The sequence below is a fragment of the Leuconostoc aquikimchii genome, assembly GCF_040838325.1.
GTDB lineage: Bacteria > Bacillota > Bacilli > Lactobacillales > Lactobacillaceae > Leuconostoc > Leuconostoc aquikimchii.
The window spans coordinates 1,447,678-1,474,330 of sequence record NZ_JBFPER010000001.1 but is presented as its reverse complement, the minus strand read 5'-3'; the positions used below and the strand labels follow the sequence as shown (position 1 = coordinate 1,474,330).

Genomic DNA, 26,653 nt, shown 5'->3' with positions numbered 1-26,653 from the left:
AATTTTAATGTTCATTTAAACTAATTTTTAATTGATTTAAGTCAAAAATACGATCATTTAAGTACATAAAACTAAGGATTACATCTTTCAAGTTATGATACTTTTTAAAGTATACCGTGAACATGCTTTCAAAAGATATCCACTTTGACAAGTATATGAGTAGTTTTATAGAAGGGAGAAATATGGAAAACAATAGTCGCAATGTTGCAGCCAATTACAACGGTCATTTTCTTGGTCATTTTTTTTTGCTGTTACTATTAATTGCTACTGCATTTACGTTACCAATTACCACAGTCTTTGCTGCTAATGACACAGCACCACAATATACAACGGACAATAAAGGCATTTATCCAAGTAATTCATGGACTATTCCAAATCAGAACACAGTGATTAATCATCAAGGTGGTGATGCGAATAGTGGGTGGGACAATACAACAAGTTGGGATGGTAACGCTAACAACACATCAAATTCATACTTGAAATTTGGGGCAGATACAAATAATTCTGATTATCAAATCCGTAAGTATGCAAAAGAAACATCAACACCAGGATTGTACGATGTTTACCTCAATGCTAAGGGTAATGAAGTTAAAAATATTAAACCGATCGATATTGTATTGGTTGTTGATATGTCGGGATCAATGGAGCCGGCGAACAATTCGTCTGGAAGTAACAGAGCTCAGGCTACTAGAGATGGTGTTAAACAATTTCTACAAGTAATTAAAGATGCTGGGATTGCCCAGTACGTTAATGTTGGGTTAGTCGGATTTTCAAGTCCAGGGAGATACGCGACGGGTTCAAATGGGTATCTCGAAGTTGGGATGCAGAGCGTTTCAACAGCTGGTCAAACAGAACAAATAAATAAGACTCTATCTCCAACTTTTTCAGGTGGAACCTTCACACAATTGGGAATTCGTAGAGGTCAAAAGATGCTTGATGATGATAAAAATGATCACAAAAAAATGATGATTTTGATGACTGACGGCGTCCCAACCTTTTCTTATAAGGTTACCCAAGCAACGACTATTTCAGGAACAACATACGGAACAGCATTTTCCTCTTCAAATCAGGATCAGCCCGGATCTACTTCCCAATTTGTCAGTGGGAGAACTAATTGGTATGATGGATACACTTCTGGAACTGATCCTAACGGTGCAACTACAAGCGCAAAGAATCGTGGACGATATTACAATACTAGTAACAATGTTAAAATTTGGAATACTTGGGCGGCAACGCTTGGAGAAGCAAAAATTAGCAAAGACAGTAGAACTGAAATACATGCTTTAGGAATCCAGTTGGGGGAGGATATTAATAATAATTATTTGGATTCACCACTTTATCTATCCTCCAATGATGTACGTTCTAGGGCTAGTTTAATTGCTTCGTCCGGACTTTATCAAGATGCTAACGATGCGTCACAGGTTACCATTTATTTAAATAATCAAGCTAAAGACGTCTTAAAGCAATTCAACACCGTCAGCCAAGGCAGTATTTCAGATCCGTTAGGTGCGCAATTCATTTATGGAGATGACACACCAACTGTTAAGAGTGTAGGGGGTAGTGTTGTTCAGAATTTACCAACAGTTACCAAATCAAATGGTAATATAGCCGTAAGTGACATTAATCTGGGGAAAGATCAAGAAATTCAAATCCACTATCAGGTGCATTTAAATACTGAATCAGATAATTTTAAACCGGATTACTGGTATCAGATGAATGGCAAAACAACATTTGCACCGACAAAAGATGGCAATGCTGTGGAATTTGGCGTTCCTTCTGCAAAAGCACCAGGGACTGAATTCAAGGTTATCAAGCAGTGGCAAGAGTTAGTTGATTCATCGAAGCGACCAGATAGTATTAACTTTGAAGTAACGAGAACTGTGAACAACCAATCAAACGATTGGCGGGCAACTGGTACTTTGACTAAATCGGATAATTGGTCTAAAACATTTAAACAGTTGAATAGAAATAATCAATCGGTTTCGCTACCGGCTTATGATAACAAAGGTGTAACGTTCAATTATCAGGTGCTAAACGAAAGTACGGATGGTTATGTTTCAAATATTGTTAACAAAACAAATGAGTCAACGTTAACCAACACACAGTATGGTTTGATTATTGATAAGTATGCAAATAACTCGAAAAATAAACTTACTAGTGCTGAATTTATTGTTAAATCGGTGGATGGCAAGCAATCTTATACATTAAAAGATAATCAGTTACAGCAATTGACACCAGGGGATTATACCATTCAAGAAACTAAGAGTCCGACTGGATATCAACTTGATTCTACGGTTTATCCAATAACACTATCGAAAGATGGAAAATGGTCAAGTAGTGGTCAAGATATTAATGTGAAATCACCCACCACAGATGGTAACGGCTACAAAGATGGTTTTTCTATTGCTACTGACAAATCAAACAATACTGATAAGAATAATGTGATTAGATTTGTTAAAAATGATGCTTTCAAGAGGTTTGATCTGACAGTTAATAAAGTTGATAAAACAACTGGAAATCCGCTAAAAGGTGCTAAATTCACATTGACTGATTCTGATGGCAAAACATCAATTTACAAAGAAACCGATCCGACGTCGACTTTCACTTTCGAAAATCTTTCATCAGGAACATATACTTTGAAAGAAACAAAAGTGCCTGATGGATATAGTGCTAGTAAAGATGTCATAATAATAATTTCAGATGATGGCAGTGTTAAGGTAACTAACAATAATGGTGATTGGAAATCGACTTTACAAAATGATACAGGTAATAATCAGATCAACCTAACGGTCAATAATTCAAATAAAACCGTCTTTCCATCTACTGGTGGTTCCGGCATTGTACGGTACATGGTGATAGCTGGGGCCTTTATATTAATTGCCTTGGTTGCTAGCGGTTATTATATTTTCCGAATAAAGCGGGGTAACAGATCATGATTAAAAAAATGATTGTGTTCATTATTACCTGTATTTCATTTGGGGTGCTTAGCTTGCAACAAGATAATTTAAAGGTTTTAGCCGATACTGATAACCAAATGACGATAAACTTGCATCATCAGTTGAGTGTATATGAATCAAATCCAGTATCATATACTTCCGGTAGTAATGTAACATTTCAACTATATGATTTGACGGCTGATTACCAAAAGTATGGAGATGATGAAAACTATTTTGAAAATTTAAAATCTCAAAATCAGGGTATTCAGAATTACATTAAAGATCGCCACATGCGTTTGTTAGATACTGAAACTACAGACACGAATGGGCAAGCAACATTTCATGTTTCAAAAGAATATGGAAAAGCTTATCTTATTGTGCAACAAAAAAGTAGCCAATTTGAAAGCGATGGTTTGTCCTATGAGCAGATTAGTGATCCAGTTGCATTTTCGATAAGCAATCAAGATATATATAAAAACAAGCTTGACATTGAAACCAAATCTGCAATTGTGACACGTATACCATATTTTTTTAAATATGGACAAACACTTGATCATAAAGAAATGCCACTATCAGGTGTCAAATTTGTGTTGTATAAAATAGTTGACAACCAAAAAAAATACCTGACTGATGATAATAATTGGAAAATCACTGATGACCCCTTACACATGAAAGACGTAAAGAAAATAGTATCTGATAGTGCGGGTTTAGTTGCTTTGAACAATAGTAAGTTACCCGCGGGTCAATATTATTTTCAAGAGGTCCAAACATTAAAGAATTTTGACATATCTTCTCAGGCACAACACATTAGTGTCAATATTCCTGCAGTCACGAGCTTAGCTAATGTACCGCCAATCACTGTTAATGGCGAATCATTGTCTAAAGTAGCTGCTGGTGTGGTCCCTGGTGATGTGTACCAAAATGCAAGTCCTAAAGTTTTGAATTACCAACAAAAGCACCCTACTAAGGAACCGCCATTTAATATACCATTCTTACCTGAAACAGGAATAGCGATTGGTTCCATTTCTTTAATTGGTTTGTTGATTATTCTATCAGTAGTATTGATAAAAATTTATAAAAAGAAAATTAGAATTAAAAAGGAGTTTTAAAGATGAAAAGTAAGTCATGGTCACGAATGGTTAATACAATGTTACTCGTATTGCCTCTATTCGTCTCAGCCTTGTTCGGTGCGACAAATGTGTATGCAGCATCAACGGATAATGTCAGTGTCACATTGCATAAGCGTGTATTTGATGAAGGCAAGTTGCCTGATAATCAGATTAACACGGGTGAATTAGACAGCAATTTTGGTGGAACGCCATTAGCAGGGGTTACTTTTACAGCATACGATGTAACGGATCATTACTTAAGTTTACGTTCTAGTGGTGATACTGCTGAAAAGGCAACTCAGTCTGTACAATCAGATGCAAATGATGCCGCACCAAGTTATGCAACAGAAATTGCAAAAGGTGTCACTGCTGGCGCAGATGGTACAGTAACTTTTTCTGATTTGAAGTCGAAAGACGGCGACAAAGATAAAGTTTACTTATTTGTTGAAACAAATTCGCCGACAACTATCACACAAAAAGCTGCGCCAATTGTGTTAGCTTTACCAGTTTATAAGTCAGGATCAGACTCAGAAATTAATTCTGATATTCATGTTTATCCCAAAAACGAACAAACTGATGCTATTACAAAAGATTTAAGTGATGAAAGTAAAAAAGATTTGATTGTGACATTGCCTGATGGATCGAAGGTTTATAATGCCACTTATGGTCAAAAATTTGGTTATCAATTGCAAATAGCAGTACCATGGAACATTGCGGATAAAGATACATTTAATGTCGTTGATACGCCAAACTTAGGTATTGATGATGATGCTACTACAGTAAAGGTTGCAGGATTAACTCAAGGAACTGACTATACAGTTTCAGCAACTGATGCAACTGATGCAACTGACAAAAACGGTAAAGGTTTTAAAATAACCTTTACACCAACTTCAGCAGGTGTAAAAGCTGCTGCTGGAAAAAAATTAACAGTTACTTATGATGCTACATTAACAAATGCTGCTATTCCTGATAAGGCGCATAACAACACCGCAACACTAAATATTGGTAATGGTTCAGATGTCACATCAACACCAGCCGAAGGACCAGAAATTTATACTGGTGGTGTAAAATTTGTTAAACAAGACAAGCAAAGTGCTGCAAAGCTTGCTGGTGCAGAATTTCAGTTGGTTAAGTTAAATGCCAATGGTGACAAAGTTGCTTATGCAACGCAAGCAGCTGATGGTTCATACACATGGGCATCAAATAGTGATTTAGCGACAACATATACATCAAATGATCAAGGATCAGTTGAATTAAAAGGTCTTGAATATTCAACCAAGTTAACTGATGGTCAAAGCTATTCACTTGTTGAAACAAAGTCGCCATCTGATTATGCGCTTTTGACAGCTCCTGTTAAGTTTACAGTTACTAAAGGAAGCTATGCTGACAATCAAACAATTACTGTGACAAACATTAAGAAGGGTATCTTACCAGCTACTGGTGGATCGGGTATTTATCTGTTCTTGATCGTTGGTATAATTTTGATGAGTGGCGCCTATGTTTGGAATAAACGTAATAAAAAGAACCAAAATATTTAATCATATTTACAAATTGAAGTGCAAACCCAGGTTAAGGGTGGCGCTTTTTTTATAAGACTAAATCACTTATGTGTCTCATTATTCATAGATTTTTGAAATAGTAATTTTATTAATATGTGATTGGTAATTTTGAAGGATATTTAAACTTATGACGGAACAAAAAAACAACGTTAATATTTTTTTAAAACTGTTCATTGCTTTAATGTTTTTTATTGGTTTTTTAATTTTCATGTACCCATTCATTGCAAATGGCGTGAATAATTATGTTGCACAAAGAGAACTAACTGTTGTTAATCAAATGAATCAGAATAATCAAAAAGCGAGTGACAAAAGATTAAAAACATTAATCGAAAAAAACCAACAAAAAACGCAAGAAAATCAACAATTAGGCATATCACCTGTTAAAAATCTTTTAGGAGAAACTTTGAAGAATGTGCCAAAAGAAGACAAGGCTTATTATCGACAACATTCATTAGGTAGCATATTTATTCCTAAAATATCTTTAAGTTTACCAATATTTGATACAACCACCGATAGCCTGTTATATAAAGGAATTACGCAATTACCTGGCAGTTCTTATCCTGTCGGGGGAAATAATACGCACACAGTCCTTATGGGGCATAATGGTTTGCCAAATCAAGAATTGTTTACTCATCTAGATAAACTAAAAAAAGGTGACAAATTCTTTTTGAAAATATATGGGAAACGTTTGGCTTATCAAGTTATTCGCATTAAAGTGGTTTTACCAACAGATCTTAGTGATGTGACTATACAAAAGAATCAAGATTTAGCGACACTGGTTACGTGTACACCCTATATGGTAAATACACATCGATTACTGGTTACTGGGAAAAGAGTTGCTTTGGATAAGCGGACATTTGATAATCAAGAAAAAAAGACGATATCACATCAAAATCAGTATTTATTGTGTTTAACTGCTCTGATTACTTTCTTTGGTGCTGTCATTTTTTATTTTGTTAGGCGTGAAGTCATTGAATTATTATCTCATAAAAGAATGTATCAACTAGATTTCTTTGTTTATTATAACAATCAACCTGTATCTGGATGTCATTTTATCTTGGTAGATTACTCTGGTAAACAAATAGTAAATCAACTATATGAGGGAACGAGTGATGCGTTAGGATATGTTTCATTTGGTAAAATTAATGGTGGGCGTTATCGAGTCGTATCTACGAATCCAAATAGGAGTATTAAAGCTTTTAAAATTTCGGTTAAACATTTAAAAAATAGTCATTTTTATATCAAAAAAGTAGTTGAAAATGGTTATCACATTCAATCAGAAAGTAATTTAACAAATGAAGAATAAGAATAAACAAAATATATTTCTAAACATCATTTTTTTAATCGGCTTTTTAGTAGCATTATATCCGTTTTATGTCGGCGCATTGAATCATTTTATAGATCAGCAGCGAATTAATACCATACAAAAACAGACTAGTCACACTATCAAGCAAAAAGAGTTGGCTATGAAAAAAAAGAACGAAAAACTTAGTAAAGATGGCTTACAGCCTGGGAATGATCCTTTTTCCGGATCTAACTACAAAGAACATGTTGTATTAAAACGCCATTTAATAGGCACCATCTCTATTCCAAAAATAAAGTTACATATTCCCTTATTTGACACTACAAATGAAGAAACCTTGAACTACGGCGCAACAGTTTTGCAAGGCACGTCTTTTCCAATTGGTGGGAAAGGCACACATAGTGTTATTTCCGGGCATCGTGGATTAGCATCACGTGTGTTATTTACAAATTTGAATCAAGTCAAAAAAGATGATATTTTTGTATTGCAAGTATTTGACAAAAAATTAGCGTATAAAGTTTTTAAAATAGAAGTGATTAAACCAGAAAATTATCAAGGATTGAAAATTGAACAGAATCAAGATTTGGTTACTTTATTGACATGCACACCCTATATGATCAATTCACATAGATTATTACTTACTGGAAAACGTATCCCTTATCCGGCAGGTATGTCATCAAGTATACAAAATGCAGATAAATGGCATAATATCAAACAAATGTTAATTATTTGTTTGGTCATATTATTTTTAGTTGGGCAAGTTATATTACTATATAAAAAAATTGTAAATTGGAGATTAGCTAAAAGAACATATAACTTAGCATTTTATCGTGTAGATTTAAATGGTAAACCATTACCGTCTGTGTCTTTTCAATTGTTTTCAAAAAACAAAAAAGTGCCAATACAAAGAAATAATCAAAATATGGTTCGCTATGCTGATCATGATGGTTTGGTTTTATTTGAAAATCTTCCTGGTGGTTGTTATTATATTAAAGAATTGGCATTGAAAAATAATAATGGTGTAGTTGCTGGCGTTAAGAAATTAAAATCTAAAGAAATGATTTTTTATCCAACTAAGTCAACACGTGTAACTTACTATTTTAAAGATGACAAATTATGGATCAAAAGATAATTTTTTTATTAAGAATAGCAGAAAATTAGATTATACAATTAGAGGTATATTGTTTTAAATAGTATGTTTTATTTTTCTATGGCGGCCTATCAGTCGCCATTTTTTCATCTAAAATGTTACAATTATAACATGATAACTCACGTTGATAATGTCGATGTTTTGCCAGGTGTTGGTCCAAAACGCCTTGATGCCTTACATGAACTCGGTATATTTACAATTGAAGATTTAATTGGTTATTTTCCCTTTCGATATGAAGATTTAGGTGAACGTCTACCATCAGAAACATTAGACGGTGATAAAGTGACTTTTAAAGGTGTTGTTAGCACGCCACCAGTGGTCACACGTTTTGGAAAAAAAAATCAAACGCGTTTTGGCTTGTTAATTGAACATGAAAATATTCGTGTTACTTTCTTCAACCAACCATGGCTTGCGCAAAATATTGACGCAGGGCAAGAGGTTGCTATTTATGGTACCTATAATGCTGCTAAAGCAGCATTAACTGGTATGAAGATGATTAATGCTAGTACGGATGCGCTTGACCCAATTTATCCATCCTCTAAGCAAATTACTGCAAAAACAATTCGTCATTTAATCACGTTGGCGTGGGTAGATGCGCGAGGAACAATTGCTTCTTTGGTACCAGAAAATATTCGCACGAAGTATCGTTTATTAGATCGTAATACACAAATTGAATATATGCACTTTCCAGTTGACATGGCAGCTGCCAAAGCAGCGCGTCGTAGTGCAGCTTTTGAGGAGTTTTTTGTTTTCCAAATGCGCTTGCAATTGCTTAAATTAGCAGATCAAAATTTTGCTGGTGAAGGTATTAATTATGATGCAACTGCGATTAGAAATTTTGAAGCCAGTTTACCTTTTAAATTAACGCCGGCACAAACAAAAGTTGTGTCAGAAATTTTACAAGATCAAACAAGACCACGTCATATGAATCGCTTACTGCAAGGGGATGTTGGTTCCGGAAAAACAGTTGTGGCGGCTTTGGCCATGTATGCTGTCGTGACGGCTGGCATGCAAGCCGCAATTATGGCACCAACAGAAATTTTGGCGCAACAACACGCATTGAGTCTAACGCAATTATTTGATCATGCAGGTTTAACCTTACGTGTTGAATTATTAACCAGTGGTTTAAAGGTTGCTGCGCGTCGGCAAATTTTGGAAGATCTTGAAAATGGTGACATTGATATTTTAGTTGGTACGCATGCGTTATTACAACCTGATGTTGCTTTTCATCACTTAGGATTGGCGGTCATTGATGAACAACATCGATTTGGTGTGAATCAACGCGCAGCATTGCGCGAAAATGGCGTGAATCCAGATATTCTAGCAATGACTGCAACGCCCATTCCTAGAACGCTATCGATTACAGCATATGGTGAAATGGATGTGTCAGTCATTGATCAATTACCAAATGGTCGTAAAGTCATTAAAACGACACGTATGGGTCATAATCAATTAGACAACGCCATTGCTTTTGTTAAAAAGCAAATTGATGCTGGCGCACAAGCTTATATTGTGACACCCTTAATTGAAGAATCTGAATCACTTGACGTACAAAATGCGACAGCGATGTATGAAACGATGCAATTGGCGTTTCCACAATATACAGTTGGTTTATTACATGGTCGGTTGTCAAATGATGAAAAGAAAACCTTGATGGCCGATTTTAAAGCCAACCGTATTCAAATTTTAGTTGCTACAACGGTCATTGAAGTTGGGGTGGATGTGCCAAACGCCACTGTCATGTTGATTCTGGATGCTGATCGTTTTGGCTTAGCCCAATTACATCAATTACGAGGACGTGTCGGGCGAGGTAGCAGGCAATCTTACACAATGCTTATCGCAGACCCCAAAACAGATTATGGGACCGCCCGTTTAGACGCCATGGTTGAAACAACCGACGGCTTTATACTTGCACAGCGAGATCTAGAATTACGTGGTTCAGGCGATATTTTAGGGACTAAGCAGTCTGGCGTCCCAGAGTTTGTTGTTGGTGATCCGATTAAAGATTTAACTATGATGGAAATTGCACAGCAAGAAGCGATTACACTCGTGAGTCAAGAAAATTGGGATCAACAAGTGGCTAATCAAACGTTGGTTGATTATTTATCACGCACGATGGCACATTATCGTCATTTTGATTAAAAATTAAATAAAACTGTGAATTATATAAATTAGGAGACGCTTAACAAATGGTCAAACCTGCTGACACACCAATGATGGTGCAATATCACGAAATTAAATCGCAATATCCAGATGCCTTTGTCTTTTATCGATTAGGTGATTTTTATGAACTATTTGAAGAAGATGCCATACAAGGTGCAAAGCTACTAGAATTAACTTTGACGGCACGCAATAAAAATTCGGAAAATCCAGTGCCTATGGCGGGGATACCGCATCATGCTGTAAAAAATTATATTGATATTTTGGTGGACCAGGGACACAAAGTAGCTATCGTGGAACAAATGGAAGACCCCGCCACTGCTCAGGGGATGGTCAAACGTGACGTCGTGCAACTCATTACACCTGGTACTAAAATGTTTGACGGTGCGGGATCAGATAAGCAAAATAATTATTTGGCTGCCATCTTACCAAGTGAGGGTACTTGGGTTTTAGCCTATATTGATTTATCTACGGGCGAGTTGAAAGCAACAACAATGCATCGATTTAGTGATGTTATTGATGAGTTGCGTTCGTTAGAAGTCAAAGAAGTTGTGCTGCGAAAAAACGATGAACAAACAACTAGACAACAGCTAGCAACGCAACTTGGTGAACGTGGGTTAGTGATTTCTACCCAAACAGTTATTGGAGAAAATGCGACAGTGAGCTTTTTGACGCAGCCGCTCATAAAATCCGATGAAGTGTCAGCAACAGCAATGCTGCTAAATTATATTTTTGATACGCAACGACGTAATTTAGATCATATTGTGCCGGCGGTGAGTTATGAACGTTTAACTTACTTAAAGTTCAATCAAGATACGCGAACTAATTTAGATTTAATAGAAAATACACGAACAAAAAAACGCGCAGGCTCATTGCTTGGTCTCATAGATGCCACACATACGGCTATGGGTGGTAGACTACTCAAACAGTGGGTGTTAAAACCTTTGCGCGATCAGCATGATATTGAATCGCGGTTGGACTTGGTACAAGCTTTTCAGGGGGATTTTTTTACGCGTGGTGCTTTGCAAGATCATTTAAAATCAGTATATGATTTGGAACGTTTGTCAGCCAGAGCAGCTATGGGAACAATGAATGCGCGTGAATTGGTTCAGTTAAAACGATCATTATTGGCGATACCAGGTGTTAAATCTGTTTTGTCTGAGACAACTAGTATTTTAAAGGCAACAGGCGATCAATTAGATGATATGGTTGATCTTGCAGGATTAATTGAAGAAGCAATTATTGATGATCCGCCAATTAGTGTGCGTGAAGGCGATATCATTAATGATGGTTTTGATGAAAAAATTGATACCTACCGTCGCGTATTACATGACAATCAAAAATGGTTAGCACAATTGGAAACAGATGAGCGTGCCGCGACCGGCATTAATTCATTAAAAGTTGGCTATAATAAAAACTTTGGTTATTTCATCGAGGTCACTAAAGCAAATATCGTTAAACTAGAAGAAAATCGTTATGAACGTTTACAGACATTGACTAACGCTGAAAGGTTTGTCACACCTGAATTAAAAGAACATGAACGCCTTATTATTGAAGCACAAGCTAAACGTGCACAACGCGAATATGAATTATTTGTGACAGTGCGTGAACGTGTCAAGGCAAATATCAGTCGCGTACAAAAACTTGCACAACAAATCGCACGTCTGGATGTTTTAGCAGCATTGGCTGATGTTGCTGATAATCATCGTTTTATACGACCTACTTTTACAGAACATAATAATATTGCCATTAAGCAAGGTCGACATCCCGTAGTGGAGTCGTTGCTTGGTGCTGGTGAATTTGTCGCTAATGATGTCATGCTTGATCAGAAGACAAACATGCAATTGATTACTGGGCCCAACATGGCTGGAAAATCAACATATATGCGTGAACTGGCTCTCATTGTCATTCTGGCACAAATGGGTAGTTTTGTACCAGCAGAGTACGCTGAGCTACCAATTTTTGATCAAATATTTACACGAATTGGCGCCAATGATGATATGGCGATGGGACAATCTACCTTCATGGTTGAAATGGCCGAAGCAAATCATGCTTTGCAGGAAGCGACCGCGCATTCATTAGTTTTATTCGACGAATTAGGGCGTGGTACGGCGACTTATGACGGCATGGCTTTGGCTCAGGCAATCATTGAATTTTTAGATGCGCATATCCACGCAAAAACGCTGTTTTCGACGCACTATCATGAACTCACTACTTTAGCAGATCAGCATGCGAGCATTGAAAATGTTCATGTTGGTGCTGTTGAAGATGACGCTGGACAGCTACACTTTTTACATCAAATTCAAAAAGGCCCAGCTGATAAATCTTATGGGATTCATGTTGCGGCACTGGCTGGCTTACCAGATGAACTCATTGCTAATGCCACGAAAATACTGACGGTATTAGAAAATCAAAAAATAGTTACGATAGCACCACAACAGCTCGAGACGGACTTAAAATCAAAAACGGATGGTTTATCTGAACAAGTTGCTTTGTTCAATATCGACGTTGTCGATACAGAAACGAAAAAATTGTTGGCAACACTTGATAGTTTTGATGTTTTGAAGATGACGCCAATTGATACCATGAATGCCTTGAATACATTGAAACAACTGAGAAATTAGGAGGTGTGCGCCGACGGGCGTGGACAAGATGGGAAAAATACATGAACTCTCAAATTTATTAGCTAACCAAATTGCCGCTGGCGAAGTTATTGAACGGCCAGCGAGCGTGGTAAAAGAATTAGTTGAAAATGCCATCGATTCAGGTGCCACACAAATTGAAGTTATTGTTGAAGATGCTGGTGAATCGCTTATTCGTGTCGTTGATAATGGCACAGGTATTGAGCCAGAGGATGTACCGTTGGCATTTACACGACATGCAACAAGTAAAATAGTGAATCGTCATGACTTGTTTAATATTGTGTCACTTGGTTTTCGTGGTGAGGCATTACCATCGATTGCTGCTATTGCTGATGTGACCGTAAATACAACGACTGAAATGGCAACTCAAGGTGTTATGTACCATATCAAGGGTGGCAAGCAAGTGAGTGCCACGCCAGCCAATGGGCGTCGTGGCACGGTTATTTCAGTACGTGATTTGTTTTATAATACACCAGCACGATTGAAGTATTTGAAACGACCGCAAACGGAATTATCGCGTGTCGCTGATATTATGAATCGTTTAGCGTTGTCATACACTAATATCGCTTTTACAGTAACTTCTGATGGTCGAGATTTGCTCAAAACAACAGGAAATGGGAACCAACAACAAGTGATTGCTGCGATTTATGGCCGCGATACCGCGCAAAAAATGTTATCATTTGCTGGAGAAGATGATGATTTTAACTTGACTGGTTACATTTCTTTACCTGAGTTGACGCGTGGGTCACGTGAATATCTGACAATACTAGTCAATGGACGTTTTATCAAAAATTTTACGGTTTCAAATGCTGTTATTCACGGTTATGGCTCCAAGTTAATGATTGGCCGCTTTCCGATGGGGGTCATTAACATCAATACAGATCCACTGTTAATAGACGTTAATGTACATCCTCAAAAATCAGAAATTCGTTTATCAAAAGAAACAGAACTGTCGGAATTACTGGTGCAAACAATCAAAACACGTTTGGCAGATGAAAATTTAATTCCAGATGCTTATGAGAACTTATACGGTAAAACAAAAGTAACTGAACATAAAATCGGGCAACCGACTCAAGTAGCACCGTGGATGCATACGAAGTTAAATGATGCGATGTCATCACAGCCCAATGTTGCGCGTCATACAGCGTCTGATGTTGCTGCACTCAATATTATAAAACGATCACAATTATCGGATTCTTCGGTGACCGCGTTTGTTACTAAATACGAAAATGAAGCAGCCCTGCCAGTTTTTGATGTGCTTGAGTCAGAACAAATAACAGAATCAGTTGCCACTTATCAGGCGCCGTTTGCTGACTTAGCAGTTAAAAATCAAGAAATACTTGATGTGACACCAACCAAACCAAGTGGTTTTCCAGATTTGTCATATATTGGACAAATGCATGGCACATTTTTATTTGCTCAAAATGACGATGGTTTATTTTTGATAGATCAACATGCGGCTCAAGAAAGAATCAATTATGAATACTATCGTCAAAAAATTGGCGAAGTGAGCGATGATAAACAACGGCTTTTAGTCCCAATCACAATTAACTATACTGCTTCTGACATGCTTAAAATTGCTGATCATGAGCAGGACTTATTGCATGTCGGCTTAGCCGTGGTGCCATTTGGACCAACGAGTGTCATTATTCGTGAACATCCGACGTGGTTTGAAAATGGACAAGAAGAAGATACAATTCGTGAAATGATTGATTGGATATTACGTGATGGTGCGTTGACCGTGGCTGAGTTTAGAGAAAAAGCAGCCATTATGATGAGTTGTAAGCGGGCTATTCGTGCCAACATGCATCTTTCTGATGCGCAAGCGCGTACGTTACTGACAACATTAGCAAGTTCAGAAAATCCATACAATTGTCCACATGGTCGACCAGTTTTAACGCAGTTCACGTTAACAGAAATGGAAAAAATGTTTAAACGTATTCAAGATTCTCATGAAAAATGGGAAACATATGATAATCACCCTTACTAAAACAATGGCGTTAAGAGCGTCGTACATACAGGAGAAAAGTAAATGAACAACAATGATATTATTATCCGTCTGCGCTATGCACTCAATATTCAAAATGAAGACATGCTTAAAATTTTTAAATTTGGTGGCGTGATTATTGATGAAGAACAGTTACATACATTACTTGTTAAGCAGGATTCAGGGCTTAAACGTGATGAAAAAGTTGACATAAAACAGTTGGAATCATTCATGAATGGTTTAATTATTTCACAACGCGGGCAGAAATTTGGGCCTGATTTAAAGCCTGTGGCCCCAACTTTTGACATGCTTAAGGAAGAAGACATTAATAATGTTATCATGAAAAAACTTAAAATTGCGATGTCTTACACAAGCGATGATTACATGAGTTTCTTAAAAACAGCAGGCGTTACAATTTCAAATAATGAATTAAGTGCTGTTTTACGTCGACCAGACCATCGTAATTATAAGCCAGCTGGTGATAGATACTTACGAAATATTCTCAAGGGGATGGCAATGGAATATCGACCAGCTGATGTTAAAAGAACAGCGCGCAAATAAGTCTTGTAAGCGTTTTCATATTCATGTACAATATAGTTAATATCATTTTATTGGAGGATAGTATGACTGAACGGACATTAATGTTGATTAAACCTGATGGTGTCAAGCGAGCTAAAGTAGGCGAAATTATACGACGGATTGAGAATAAAGGTTATCAAATTGTTGATATTAAAATGATACGCCCGACTGAATCGTTGCTTAATTTGCACTATTCTGAGCATGTTGGCAAGCCTTATTATCCTTCTCTAGTCAACTATATGATGTCTGGACCAGTTGTGGTCATGATTGGTGAAGGAACTAACGTTATTTCAGGTTGGCGAACCTTGATGGGCGAAACAAATCCAACAAAGGCAGCGCCTGGGACTATTCGTGGTGATTTAGGACGTGAGTGGGATGGCGAAGCAATGATGAACATCGTGCATGGTTCAGACAGCGTGACATCAGCAAAGCGCGAAATAGGCCTCTGGTTTGATTGACGCTAAAGCTTGACTGAGATTAAATTGATCTCAAGTCAAGTTTTTTTGTTCATTTTGAGTGGTCTAGCTAAAAGTTTGGTAAAATAGAAGTAACAGACTCGGAGCCTAAAAATGAAATTAAATGATATAACAATATTTGAAAAAAAAGCGTTAGCGCCATATGCCTATACACAAGTTGGAGGCATAGTGGATTATTTAGCAATTCCTAAAACAAATTTAGAGTTACAACAACTCTTATCCTGGGCTAAAACACAGAAGCAAACAGTTCATATTTTTGGTCGATTATCAAATTTAGTCGTGCGAAATGGGGGACTAAAGGGCTTATCGATTTTGTTGCATGAATTACGTGATATACATGTCGACCAGCGCACAATTACAGCTGATGCGGGATCAGATTTAATTTTAGTTACGGAGACTGCAATGATGCATGGCCTCGCAGGGTTAGAGTGGGCTGCTGGCATTCCTGGTTCTGTGGGCGGTGCAATTTTTATGAATGCAGGTGCTTATGGTGGGCAAACAGATATGGTAGTCACAGCAGTTACTGCTATCATGCCAGATCTGACAATACAGACTTTTAGTTTAAATGAATTAGAATTTGGCTATCGTCATTCAGTTTTTCAAGAAAATGGCGGTGTGATTGTGCGTGCCACTTTCGTTTTGGCACCGGACTTAAAATCAGATATTAAATTACGAATGGACATTAATAATTATCGACGGGCTGATAAGCAGCCATTAAATTATCCATCGAATGGCTCTGTTTTTAAACGACCAGAGGGGTATTTTGCTGGCAAATTGATTATGGATTCAGGTCTTCAAGGCGCACGTATTGGGGGCGTGGAAGTGTCAAAAAAGCATGCTGGTTTTATGGTCAATATTGGCAATGGTAGTGGCAATGATTATGAAGATTTGATTCACTACGTACAAGCAACGGTTAAAAAGAGGTTTGATGTTATGCTGGAAACCGAAGTGCGTATTATAGGGGAACGATAAATTTATGATTATATTAGAATTAGTAGTTATTTTGATCGTCTCAGTGACGATATCAAACGTTATATCACATTTTGTACCTGAAGTCCCAATCAGTTTGTTCCAAATTGCCATTGGCCTGGTGTTATCTTTAGCTTTTGGTATTTTTATTAAAATTGATTCACACTGGTTTATGTTATTATTTGTTGCACCATTGCTTTACAATGATGCTTGGCGATTTCCAAAACATGAATTATGGGAATTGCGTGGTCCTATTTTAGGTAATGCCATTACACTAGTGCTATTAACTACACTAGTCGGTGGCTTTTTCATACATCTATTGATGCCGCAATTACCAAGTGCCGTGGCTTTGGCTTTAGCAGCAGTTGTGTCACCAACAGACCCTGTTGCGGTACAGGCTATTGCGAAACGTGTGAAATTACCAAAAACGGTCTTGCATATTGTATCAGGCGAAAGTTTAATTAATGATGCCAGCGGTTTGGTGAGTTTTAATACAGCGATTAAAGCAACAGTTGCCGGTACATTTTTACTTAGTCAAGCGATTGGTAATTTTTTTTGGATGACAATCGTTGGCTTAATCATTGGTTTATTATTAGGTAGTCTGTTAAATTGGTTACGTGATGTGTTTGATCGTGTTGGGTTGAACGATGTGGTATTTCATACGGTTGTGACGATACTGGCGCCCTTTTTAATTTATTGGGTAGCGGAAGATATATTTCATGCCTCAGGTGTCATTGCGGTTGTTGCTGGCGCTATCATCACAAAAATATTAAGTGATCATCATGTTGATGCTCGTAATCCGGAAATTTCAATTACTGGTGTTCGAACATGGGAAATATTTGTTTATTTATTAAATGGCATTATTTTTGTGCTATTAGGCATTGAATTACCACCAGCTCTTGCTGCTGTGGTTCAAAGCTCACAGATGCACACGGGACATGCCATTTTTTATGGCATTGTCGTCTGGTTTATTGTATTTGCTATTCGAACATTTTGGGCTTATGGGAATCAAATGGCGGCGTATGTTAAATCAAGAGAGATTAAACCGTCATTTAAAATGGCAATAACCTCTGGCTTGACTGGGGTGCGTGGGGCGGTTACAATGGCCGCTGTCATGACTGTGCCAACCATTATTAATGATGGGACTGCTTTCCCACAAAGAGATTTATTGGTGTTTGTCGCGGCTGTTGTTGTTATTGTAAGTTTGCTTGTAGCAACGATCATGTTACCAATTATGACCAAAGAACGTTCAGCGCATGATTTCACACAACCAGAAATGGCTGATTCTGAAGCTGTGACAGCAGAAGTGTCAAAACCTGAGATGACTGAATCTCAAGCACGTATTTTTGCTATTCAAGTCGGCATTCAAACATTGCGAGAACAGCAACGTGAAGAAAACCGTGCGATTGTTTATGAGTTAATTACCAGAAAACAGGGGACAATTGCACAAATTAGACGTCAGTTAATCGGTGATAAGTCAGGCTACACGGGTACAGATGACGCTGAACTACGCTTGATTGGTGTACAGGCACAACGTGATCGTTTACAACAATTGTTGGTTAATGAAGATATTTCGCCATTAACGTTTTCATCACAATCTAGACGTTTGGAGCGACTTGAAAATCTTATCGCAGCTGATGCACAGTATCAATTTTCGTCACAGTGGGCACTGGTACTTATGCGGCGTGCATGGCGTAGTGTGCGCATTTGGTTTTCGGATGAGACAAGTGCAAAAATACAAAAAGAAACGTCACTGGCTATTCGCGAGACGTCAAAGGCAGCAATTAAGGCGCTCTCAGACTATATGGAAAAGTATAGTGGGGATACAGTGACACACCGCATGGAACGTCAAAATGCTTATAATTTGATTGTCACTTATCGTTACCGTATTGAAAATGAAAAGCATGATGATACACCAGAACAGCGACAATTGGATGAAAAGATGAGAATGGAACTTGAATTAAAGGCATTGAATGCTCAGCGTGAAACGATTCAAAATTTATATGAACAAAAACGTATTACACGTCAAGCTGGTATTAATATTAGACAATTCATTAATTTTTCCGAAACAGCAGCATTGGCTGGCAAAGACGAAGAATAGTGTACAATGTATGCGCATACTAAAAAGTATGGCAGGTTTGACATTGAAATGATGTAAAGGGGAAAATATGTTATCGTACCTAACAACTAACAATCTGATGCACGCGGTCGATATTATAATTATTTGGTTTTTATTGTATAAAATTATTCAATTTGTGGAAGGCACACGTGCATTACAAATTTTACTTGGTGTGGGCACTGTCATCTTGGTTAAGGTAGTCAGTTGGTATCTTGGCTTAATAACGTTATCATGGGTAATGGATCAATTGATTACCTGGGCGCCAATTGCGTTAGTTGTGATTTTTCAACAGGAAATTAGGCGTGGTTTGGAAACTTTAGGCCGTCGCTTAACGGTGCGACGTGCACGTATTGATAACACGGTTGAGCATCAGTTAATTAAAAGTCTAGATGCTGCGCTGCAATACATGTCTAAACGACGCATTGGGGCATTGATTACAATCCAGCGCGAAACCAATTTGGATGATTATATTAAAACGGGTATTAAACTTGATGCTAACATTACCGGACAATTATTGATTAACACTTTTATTCCAAATACACCACTACATGATGGTGCGGTTATTATTAGTAAAGGTCGTATTACGGTGGCAGCAGCTTATTTACCACTTTCAGAGAGTACGCGTATACCCAAAGAGTTAGGGACAAGACATCGTGCCGCAGTGGGTATATCTGAAGCAAGTGATGCGATTACTGTGGTTGTCTCAGAAGAAACTGGTGAAATTTCTATTACCCAAAAAGGTGATTTACTTAGGCATATGGATCAAGAAAGTTACCTGAATTTCTTTGAACACCAATTTTTACCAGGAGTAGACGGTGTTGTCGATAAGACACATTGGTGGCGCAAAGGAGGACAAATACGATGAAAAAAATAGGTCAATCAAAAATTGTTAATCTTGTCATCGCGTTTGTTATTGCCATTTTATTGTCATCGTATGTTTTAAGTACGCGATCAAATAGATCATCAAACAGTGGTTCTAATAATTTTTCAACAATCATACCAGAAAAAAAAGCGACATTAAAAGTAGCTTTGAACGTACAGTTTGACAATGATAAATATGTTGTTATTGGAGCACCAACGACAGTACAAGTTGATATTGAAGGGTCCGGCGCTTTAGTTTCTGCGGCACAAAGCCGTAATGATATTCAAACAAGTATAGATTTAAGAGGGTTAAAAGCAGGTAAACATACTGCTACCGTGGCACTACGTGGTGTTAATGCCTCGTTAACTTCCACAGTTAACCCCCAAAAAGTAACGGTTACTATTGCACGGAAAACATCAACGACATTACCCATTAATGTGAGTTATAATAGCGACAATATTGCCAAGGGTTACACCGCAAGTGAACCGACAACAGATCCAAAACATGTGACAATTACTGGGCCGAAGACGAACGTTGATGCGGTTAATAGCATTGCTGCACGTCTGAATTTGCCAAGTGGTGTGAAGACATCCTTAACACGAACTGTACAGCTTGTAGCACTAGACAAGGACGGTAATACAGTGGAAGTTAATTTGAGCCGTCAAACTGTTGAGGCGACACTGGCAATTGCACCTGAGGATTCAAAACGACTATCGCTAAACGCTAACGTTAAAAATGGTGGTTCTAACAATTATCAAATCACGTTTGAACCGAGAACAGTGACGGCGTATGGTTCATCTGATATACTTAATGCTATGGATAATATTAGTGTACCAGTTGATGTTAACGGTATCAGTGATAAAGGTACCCTTAACGTTGAATTACCAAATATTGATGGGATTGTGCGTTATGATAGGTCTACTGTGACGGCTACAGTTTCACAAATTAAAGAGAGTAGCAACAATAATAGCAGTAGTAGTGGGAGTAGCGACAGTTCAAGCACGAGCGCTGCGACATCATCAAGCGCTTCAGCATCTAGTGAGACTGATACAAGTGATGCTGGGACTTCAAGTAGTAATTAGAGAAGGCGAGATAAAAATATGTCAGATATTAAATTAAAATACTTTGGAACAGACGGTGTACGTGGCATTGCTAATGAATCGTTAACACCAGAATTAGCATTTCGTTTAGGCCGCACAGGTGGGGCAATTTTAACCCGGCATACCCAAAACACTAAAAAGCCTGTTGTTATTGTCGGTCGAGACACAAGAATTTCTGGGGAAATGTTACAGCAAGCAATTGTTGCAGGCTTTTTGTCAGTTGGTATCGATGTGTTAGTTTTAGGTGTCATTACGACCCCTGCAGTTGCTTTTTTGGTACAAAATTTAGAAGCAGATGCTGGTGTACAAATTACAGCTTCACATAATCCAGCAGCAGATAATGGCATTAAATTTTTTGGTAATGATGGTTTTAAATTATCTGATGAACTTGAATATGAGATTGAGCAGTTATTGGATGCGCCAACTGACACCTTGCCTAGGCCAAGTGCTGAAGGAATTGGTGTCGTCAATAATTATCCTGAAGGTGCTTTGCGTTACATGAGTTTCTTACAAAAAACAATTCCAACAGATCTTGCTGGCATGCGCGTGGCACTTGATGGTGCAAATGGGGCAACGAGTGGGTTACTGGCACGTTTATTTGCAGATCTAAACGTTGAATTTGTGACTATGGGCACTGAGCCTAATGGTTTGAATATCAACGATGGCGTTGGCTCAACACATCCTGAAGCACTGGCGGCGCTTGTTAAAACAAATGATGTGCAAGCCGGTTTATCATTTGATGGTGATGGTGATCGCTTGATTGCAGTGGATGAGAATGGTGAAATTGTTGATGGTGATAAAATTATGTTTATCATTGGTAAATTCATGAATGAACAGGGACGATTGAAACATAAGACAATCGTTTCAACGGTCATGAGCAATATTGGTTTTTATAAAGCATTAACAGAAAATGGTATGACAAGTGTGAAAACTGCTGTTGGTGATCGCTATGTTATGGAAGAGATGCTTAAATCAGGTTATAATCTTGGTGGCGAACAGTCGGGGCATATCATTTTTCGCGACTGGGCAACAACTGGGGACGGCTTATTGACAGCCTTGCAACTATTATATGTCGTCAAAGAAAGTGGCAAAAGACTATCAGAATTAGCAGCAGCTGTTCAAATTTACCCACAAAAGCTAGTTAATATTAAAGTTACTGATAAAATAGCCATTCAGCACGATCCAGCTGTTGTGACGAAAATAGCAGAAGTTGAAGCGCAAATGGCCGGTGATGGTCGTGTGCTTGTGCGTCCTTCAGGGACAGAATCGTTACTGCGCGTCATGGCTGAAGCACCAACAACAGCTCTAGTTGAACGCTATGTTGAAATGATTGCTGCCGTTGTGCGTGAGCAAGCAAACAAATAAAAATGCATGACGTGCCAAGTTTATTAAAACTTTGGCGCTTTTTTTGATATAATAGAGTATAAAACTATGATTTAAAAGGAAAAAAACCGTGTCACAAGACAGCTTTAAAAAACATTTATTAACAGCGTTCAATATACAATTTAACGATGAGTCACTGCTACAAGAAGCATTGACGCAACGTAACTATTTGAATGAACACCAGGAGGTATCGGGTCGTGATTATCAGCGACTAGAATTTTTGGGTGATTCTGTCATGCAAGTTTCGGTGGCTGAATACCTATTCAAACGGTATCCAAACTGGCATGAAGGACAATTGACAGAAATGCGTATTGCGATGGTGCAAACGCGTTCTTTTGCACATTTTTCACGTGTAGCACATTTAAATGAAGGTATTCGTCTTGGAAAAGGCGAAGAAATGTCAGGGGCACGTGACCGTGATTCACTGTTAGAAGACATTTGGGAAGCTTTTATTGGTGCTTTATATTTGGATCAGGGACTTGGGGCTGTCTGCGCCTTTTTGGATCAAACCTTGTTTGCAGCAATAGATACAGATTTTTTTGATCGTTTTATAGATTTTAAAAGTCGCTTGCAAGAAAAACTGCAAAAAAATGGTGCGGTTGATATTTATTACCGTACTGAAAGTGAAAAACCATTAGCTGGAAATACGCAATTATTTGAGGCAAGTATTTCAGTTGATGAGCGCGAGTTGGCACGTGGTACGGGTAAGTCTATTAAAGATGCTGAGAAGGCTGCAGCACGTACTGCACTAAAATTATTGGAAGACAAGTAACCTATGAAACTTAAATCCCTTGAAATCAGTGGCTTTAAGTCTTTTGCTGATAAAACGATTATTGAATTTATGCCTGGTATGACCGGCATTGTTGGCCCCAATGGTTCAGGTAAGTCGAATATTATTGAGGCAATACGCTGGGTTATGGGCGAACAAAGTGCCAAAGATTTGCGGGGCACTAAAATGTCAGATATTATTTTTGGTGGGACAAATAAACGCAGCGCATTAAATCGATCAGAAGTGTCAATGACATTTGATAATTCTGATCACTATATCAAATCAGAGTTTAATGAAATTCGTATTACAAGAAAATTGTATCGTTCTGGTGAAAGTACGTATCAAATTAATGGTGTTGATAGTCGCTTACGTGACATTCATGAATTATTCATGGATACAGGCCTTGGCAGAGAAAGTTTTTCGATTATATCTCAAGGCCGTGTTGAGGGTATTTTTAATGCTAAATCAGAAGAGCGCCGTGGGATTATTGAAGAAGTTGCAGGTGTTTATAAATATAAGCAAAATAAAGAACGGGCACAAAAAGAATTAAAACAAACGGGTGATAATTTAGCACGCGTTGCTGATATTATTTATGAAATTCAAGGTCGCATTGAACCACTTGCCGAACAATCAGCGCAAGCAACTGATTATATTGCACAAAATGACCGATTTGAAACATTAGATACTTTACGACTAGCTTTGACCCACCGCAATTTAGAAACGCAAATCAAACAGGCAACGACTAAAGTTGAAGCGCAAGACAGTCGTGTGAATCAAGTGAAATCGGCCTTAGACATCTTACACCAATCACTATCAGAAAAACGACAAGAGCGTGTGAGTGTTCAGCTACAGAGAGATAAGTTGCAGCAAGAAATTTTGCATGACACGCAAGAGAGAGAACGTCTGATTGGGGCTAAAAATTTAAGTGCGCAACAAATTAAAACAATCGAGCAAAATATCGTACAAAAAAATAGTCAGACAGCTGATTGGGGAAAACGGGTACAAGAATTAAAGCAGCAAGTTAAACAACGTCACGTCGAAAATCAGACGCTACAAGAACAAAAGCAAACGTTGCAACAACAAGTCGCATCATTTGATAACGCAGTACAAGTCGCTTTACAACATGACTTACAGAAAAAAATCGCTCATCATCGTCATGTTTATATACAGACAATGCAAACAATTGCAGCATTACATAATAGTCTGCAATCTGATCAAAAATTGCAGCAACGTTTAATGAATCGCCGTCAGATTTTATCACAAAAATTATTAGATGAAAAACAGACATTAGCAACCTTAACGTTAGATTTGCCAAAACAACATGACGTCATACCTATTAATCGTTTTGAAAGTGATGTTGTTACTTTGCAAAAGCAGAGTGAGCGTGATACTAAACGTTACCAGGCGTATGAAAAACAATGGTATAGTGCGTTAAATGATTTGAATAAAACACGTAGTCAAAGGGATGCGCTAACTGCTTTAGATGAATATGCAGGGTTTTACCAAGGCGTGCGTGCACTTATGCAATCACAAGTGAGACAGCAATTTTTAGGGATTAAAGGTGTTGTCGCTGAATTAATGACGGTGCCTGCTAACTATACGATGGCAGTTGAAACAGTTTTAGGTGGTGCTTTACAGCAAATTGTTGTGGATACAACAGGGACTGCGAAAGCAGTTATTGGGTACTTAACTCAAAAGCGAGCTGGACGTGTGACTATTTTGCCGATTGATACGATTAAGCCGAGACCATTACCAGGCATTTCCCGTGTTACAAGTAGCGAAGGTTTTATTGGTATTGCAGCTGATTTAGTTGAAATGCCTGTTGAAATGGCTGATATCAAGTCAAACTTGTTAGGTAGTACAGTAATTGCTGAAAATCTTGATGCCGCAACACAAATTGCACGTCTGGGCAATTACCGTTTTCGTGTTGTGAGTTTAGATGGTCAAGTTGTGAATGCAGGTGGCGCCATGACTGGTGGGGCTAACCATAAATCAGGCACATCAATTTTGAGTCGTCAAACGGAACTCACCAGATTAAATGAGCAATTGGAAACCTTGACGCAATTGACTAACAAGCTAGAGAAGTCACTACAAGATTCACGTCTTCAAGGTGATAATTTGCGTCAAAAATTACAAGCAGCGCAGGAACGATTAACAACGGCTCAAAATGACACAGCACAAATTGATTATGATTTAGCGCGGCGACAGGATGTGGTCAAACAGCAAAAGCGGGTGTTACAGGCTTTGCAAATAGAAAGTGATGAGCTAACAAAACAATTAGCTGATATTGCTTCACAGTTAACGACTAACCAACAAAAGCTTGAAGTAGTGCAAGACAAACAAATAAACCAAGAGAATGAAACCAAGCGGTTAGAACAAGAATTGGCTGATAGTTCACTTCAGTCACAAGTGAGCAGTGAACAAAAAGCTGCCGTGCAGACAAACTACGCGACGGTGCAAGCAAAAATGGACAGCTTAGCGAGTCAAATCAAGTTATTGAAAACACAACATGATGATGCGGAAAATCAATGGCATCAAGTGCAAAGTGCCTTAAAAGAGGCAAACGATCAGTTAAATACAGCTAAAAGCAATGCTGACAATGTTAAAAAAGTAGATGTCATTACGAATCGGATTGTCGCAATACAAGCTAAATTTGATCAGTATACGAAACAAGTTAATGACTTAACTGATTTGGTTGTCATCCTAGAAAATCAAGTGACGACACAACAAGAAACATTACGTGCCAATAACAGCGCACAAAGTCAAGCTGTCGGACAATTAACCCATTTAGAGGGGCAACTTGATAATGTGCAAGCGCAGTTATTGACACAATATGGTATTGTGGACATAACAGATATTGTTACTGATCATGAAACTGCCGAATTATCACATCTCGAATCACAATTAGCGCTGGTGAAGCGCAGTTTGGACGAATTGGGGACGGTTAATATTGGCGCCATTGCAGAATATGAAGAAGTGAAAATACGTTTTGACTTCCTAACTAAGCAACGTGATGATTTAAAAACAGCCAGTGATACGTTATTACAGACAATTGATGAAATGGATGAAGAGGTTCAAATTCGTTTTAAGCAAACTTTTGATGCAGTAGCAGCAAGATTTTCAACGATCTACGCTAAAATGTTTGGTGGTGGTCGAGCGGAAATCTTCTTAACGGATCCAAAACATTTGTTGACCACAGGAATTGATATTACCGCACAACCACCTGGCAAAAAATTTCAACAAATGAGTTTGTTGTCAGGCGGTGAAAAGGCGCTTACTGCGATTACATTATTGTTCGCAATTTTAGATGTGCGGCCTGTGCCATTTGTTGTACTTGATGAAGCAGAAGCAGCATTGGACGAAGCAAATGTTGATCGTTTTGCTAAATATCTATACCATTTTTCTGGGGATACACAATTTATTGTGATCACGCATCGCAAGGGGACGATGATGAATGCTAATTTGTTATACGGTGTCACCATGCAAGAAGCGGGTGTATCGAAGATGATTGCAATTGATTTGGACAAAGTAACAGAAAGTGTAGGGTAAT

At 38.0% G+C, this 26,653-nt stretch carries 17 protein-coding genes; all 17 read left to right on the top strand.

Going from position 1 to position 26,653, the window contains the following annotated elements; all coding sequences use genetic code 11:
- Positions 1–182: 182 nt before the first annotated feature.
- The 17 genes from AB3K24_RS07210 (at position 183) to smc (ending at position 26,652) form a co-directional block, all read left to right on the top strand.
- On the top strand, positions 183–2,936 hold the full coding sequence (locus AB3K24_RS07210) for a SpaA isopeptide-forming pilin-related protein (protein WP_367974710.1): 2,754 nt from the start codon (positions 183–185) through the stop codon (positions 2,934–2,936).
- On the top strand, positions 2,933–4,045 hold the full coding sequence (locus AB3K24_RS07205) for a pilin N-terminal domain-containing protein (RefSeq protein WP_367974708.1): 1,113 nt from the start codon (positions 2,933–2,935) through the stop codon (positions 4,043–4,045). The genes AB3K24_RS07210 and AB3K24_RS07205 overlap by 4 nt, the downstream gene beginning before the upstream one ends.
- Positions 4,046–4,047: 2 nt before the next feature.
- Entirely contained in the window at positions 4,048–5,583 is a 1,536-nt protein-coding gene (locus AB3K24_RS07200; protein ID WP_367974706.1) for a SpaH/EbpB family LPXTG-anchored major pilin, read from the top strand.
- Positions 5,584–5,731: 148 nt separating this feature from the next.
- Complete coding sequence (locus tag AB3K24_RS07195) at positions 5,732–6,910, top strand: class C sortase (protein WP_367974704.1); 1,179 nt, start codon at positions 5,732–5,734, stop codon at positions 6,908–6,910.
- Positions 6,900–8,039 carry a class C sortase gene (locus AB3K24_RS07190; protein WP_367974702.1) on the top strand — a complete coding sequence of 380 codons (1,140 nt, stop codon included), beginning with the start codon at positions 6,900–6,902 and terminating at the stop codon, positions 8,037–8,039. The genes AB3K24_RS07195 and AB3K24_RS07190 overlap by 11 nt, the downstream gene beginning before the upstream one ends.
- Positions 8,040–8,168: 129 nt before the next feature.
- Positions 8,169–10,199, top strand: coding sequence for an ATP-dependent DNA helicase RecG (recG, locus tag AB3K24_RS07185; protein ID WP_367974701.1), 2,031 nt, complete (start codon positions 8,169–8,171; stop codon positions 10,197–10,199).
- Positions 10,200–10,246: 47 nt separating this feature from the next.
- A complete protein-coding gene (gene mutS, locus AB3K24_RS07180; RefSeq protein ID WP_367974700.1) occupies positions 10,247–12,841 on the top strand; it encodes a DNA mismatch repair protein MutS in 2,595 nt (864 codons plus the stop codon).
- A gap of 28 nt (positions 12,842–12,869) precedes the next feature.
- Entirely contained in the window at positions 12,870–14,849 is a 1,980-nt protein-coding gene (gene mutL / locus AB3K24_RS07175; RefSeq protein WP_367974698.1) for a DNA mismatch repair endonuclease MutL, read from the top strand.
- 42 nt (positions 14,850–14,891) lie between these two features.
- Entirely contained in the window at positions 14,892–15,407 is a 516-nt protein-coding gene (locus AB3K24_RS07170) for a YehS family protein (protein WP_367974697.1), read from the top strand.
- Between the two features lie 62 nt (positions 15,408–15,469).
- Complete coding sequence (gene ndk, locus AB3K24_RS07165; protein ID WP_367974695.1) at positions 15,470–15,883, top strand: nucleoside-diphosphate kinase; 414 nt, start codon at positions 15,470–15,472, stop codon at positions 15,881–15,883.
- A 111-nt stretch (positions 15,884–15,994) separates the two neighbouring features.
- Positions 15,995–16,873 (top strand): UDP-N-acetylmuramate dehydrogenase, encoded by an 879-nt coding sequence (murB, locus tag AB3K24_RS07160; RefSeq protein ID WP_367974694.1) that lies wholly within the window; start codon positions 15,995–15,997, stop codon positions 16,871–16,873.
- 4 nt (positions 16,874–16,877) lie between these two features.
- A complete protein-coding gene (locus tag AB3K24_RS07155; RefSeq protein WP_367974692.1) occupies positions 16,878–18,971 on the top strand; it encodes a Na+/H+ antiporter in 2,094 nt (697 codons plus the stop codon).
- Between the two features lie 67 nt (positions 18,972–19,038).
- Complete coding sequence (gene cdaA, locus AB3K24_RS07150; RefSeq protein WP_367974691.1) at positions 19,039–19,854, top strand: diadenylate cyclase CdaA; 816 nt, start codon at positions 19,039–19,041, stop codon at positions 19,852–19,854.
- Positions 19,851–20,933 (top strand): CdaR family protein, encoded by a 1,083-nt coding sequence (locus tag AB3K24_RS07145; RefSeq protein WP_367974689.1) that lies wholly within the window; start codon positions 19,851–19,853, stop codon positions 20,931–20,933. The genes cdaA and AB3K24_RS07145 overlap by 4 nt, the downstream gene beginning before the upstream one ends.
- A gap of 18 nt (positions 20,934–20,951) precedes the next feature.
- A complete protein-coding gene (gene glmM / locus AB3K24_RS07140; protein WP_367974687.1) occupies positions 20,952–22,316 on the top strand; it encodes a phosphoglucosamine mutase in 1,365 nt (454 codons plus the stop codon).
- An 88-nt stretch (positions 22,317–22,404) separates the two neighbouring features.
- Complete coding sequence (gene rnc / locus AB3K24_RS07135; RefSeq protein ID WP_367974686.1) at positions 22,405–23,106, top strand: ribonuclease III; 702 nt, start codon at positions 22,405–22,407, stop codon at positions 23,104–23,106.
- Positions 23,107–23,109: 3 nt separating this feature from the next.
- A complete protein-coding gene (gene smc / locus AB3K24_RS07130) occupies positions 23,110–26,652 on the top strand; it encodes a chromosome segregation protein SMC (protein WP_367974684.1) in 3,543 nt (1,180 codons plus the stop codon).
- Position 26,653: the final 1 nt, after the last annotated feature.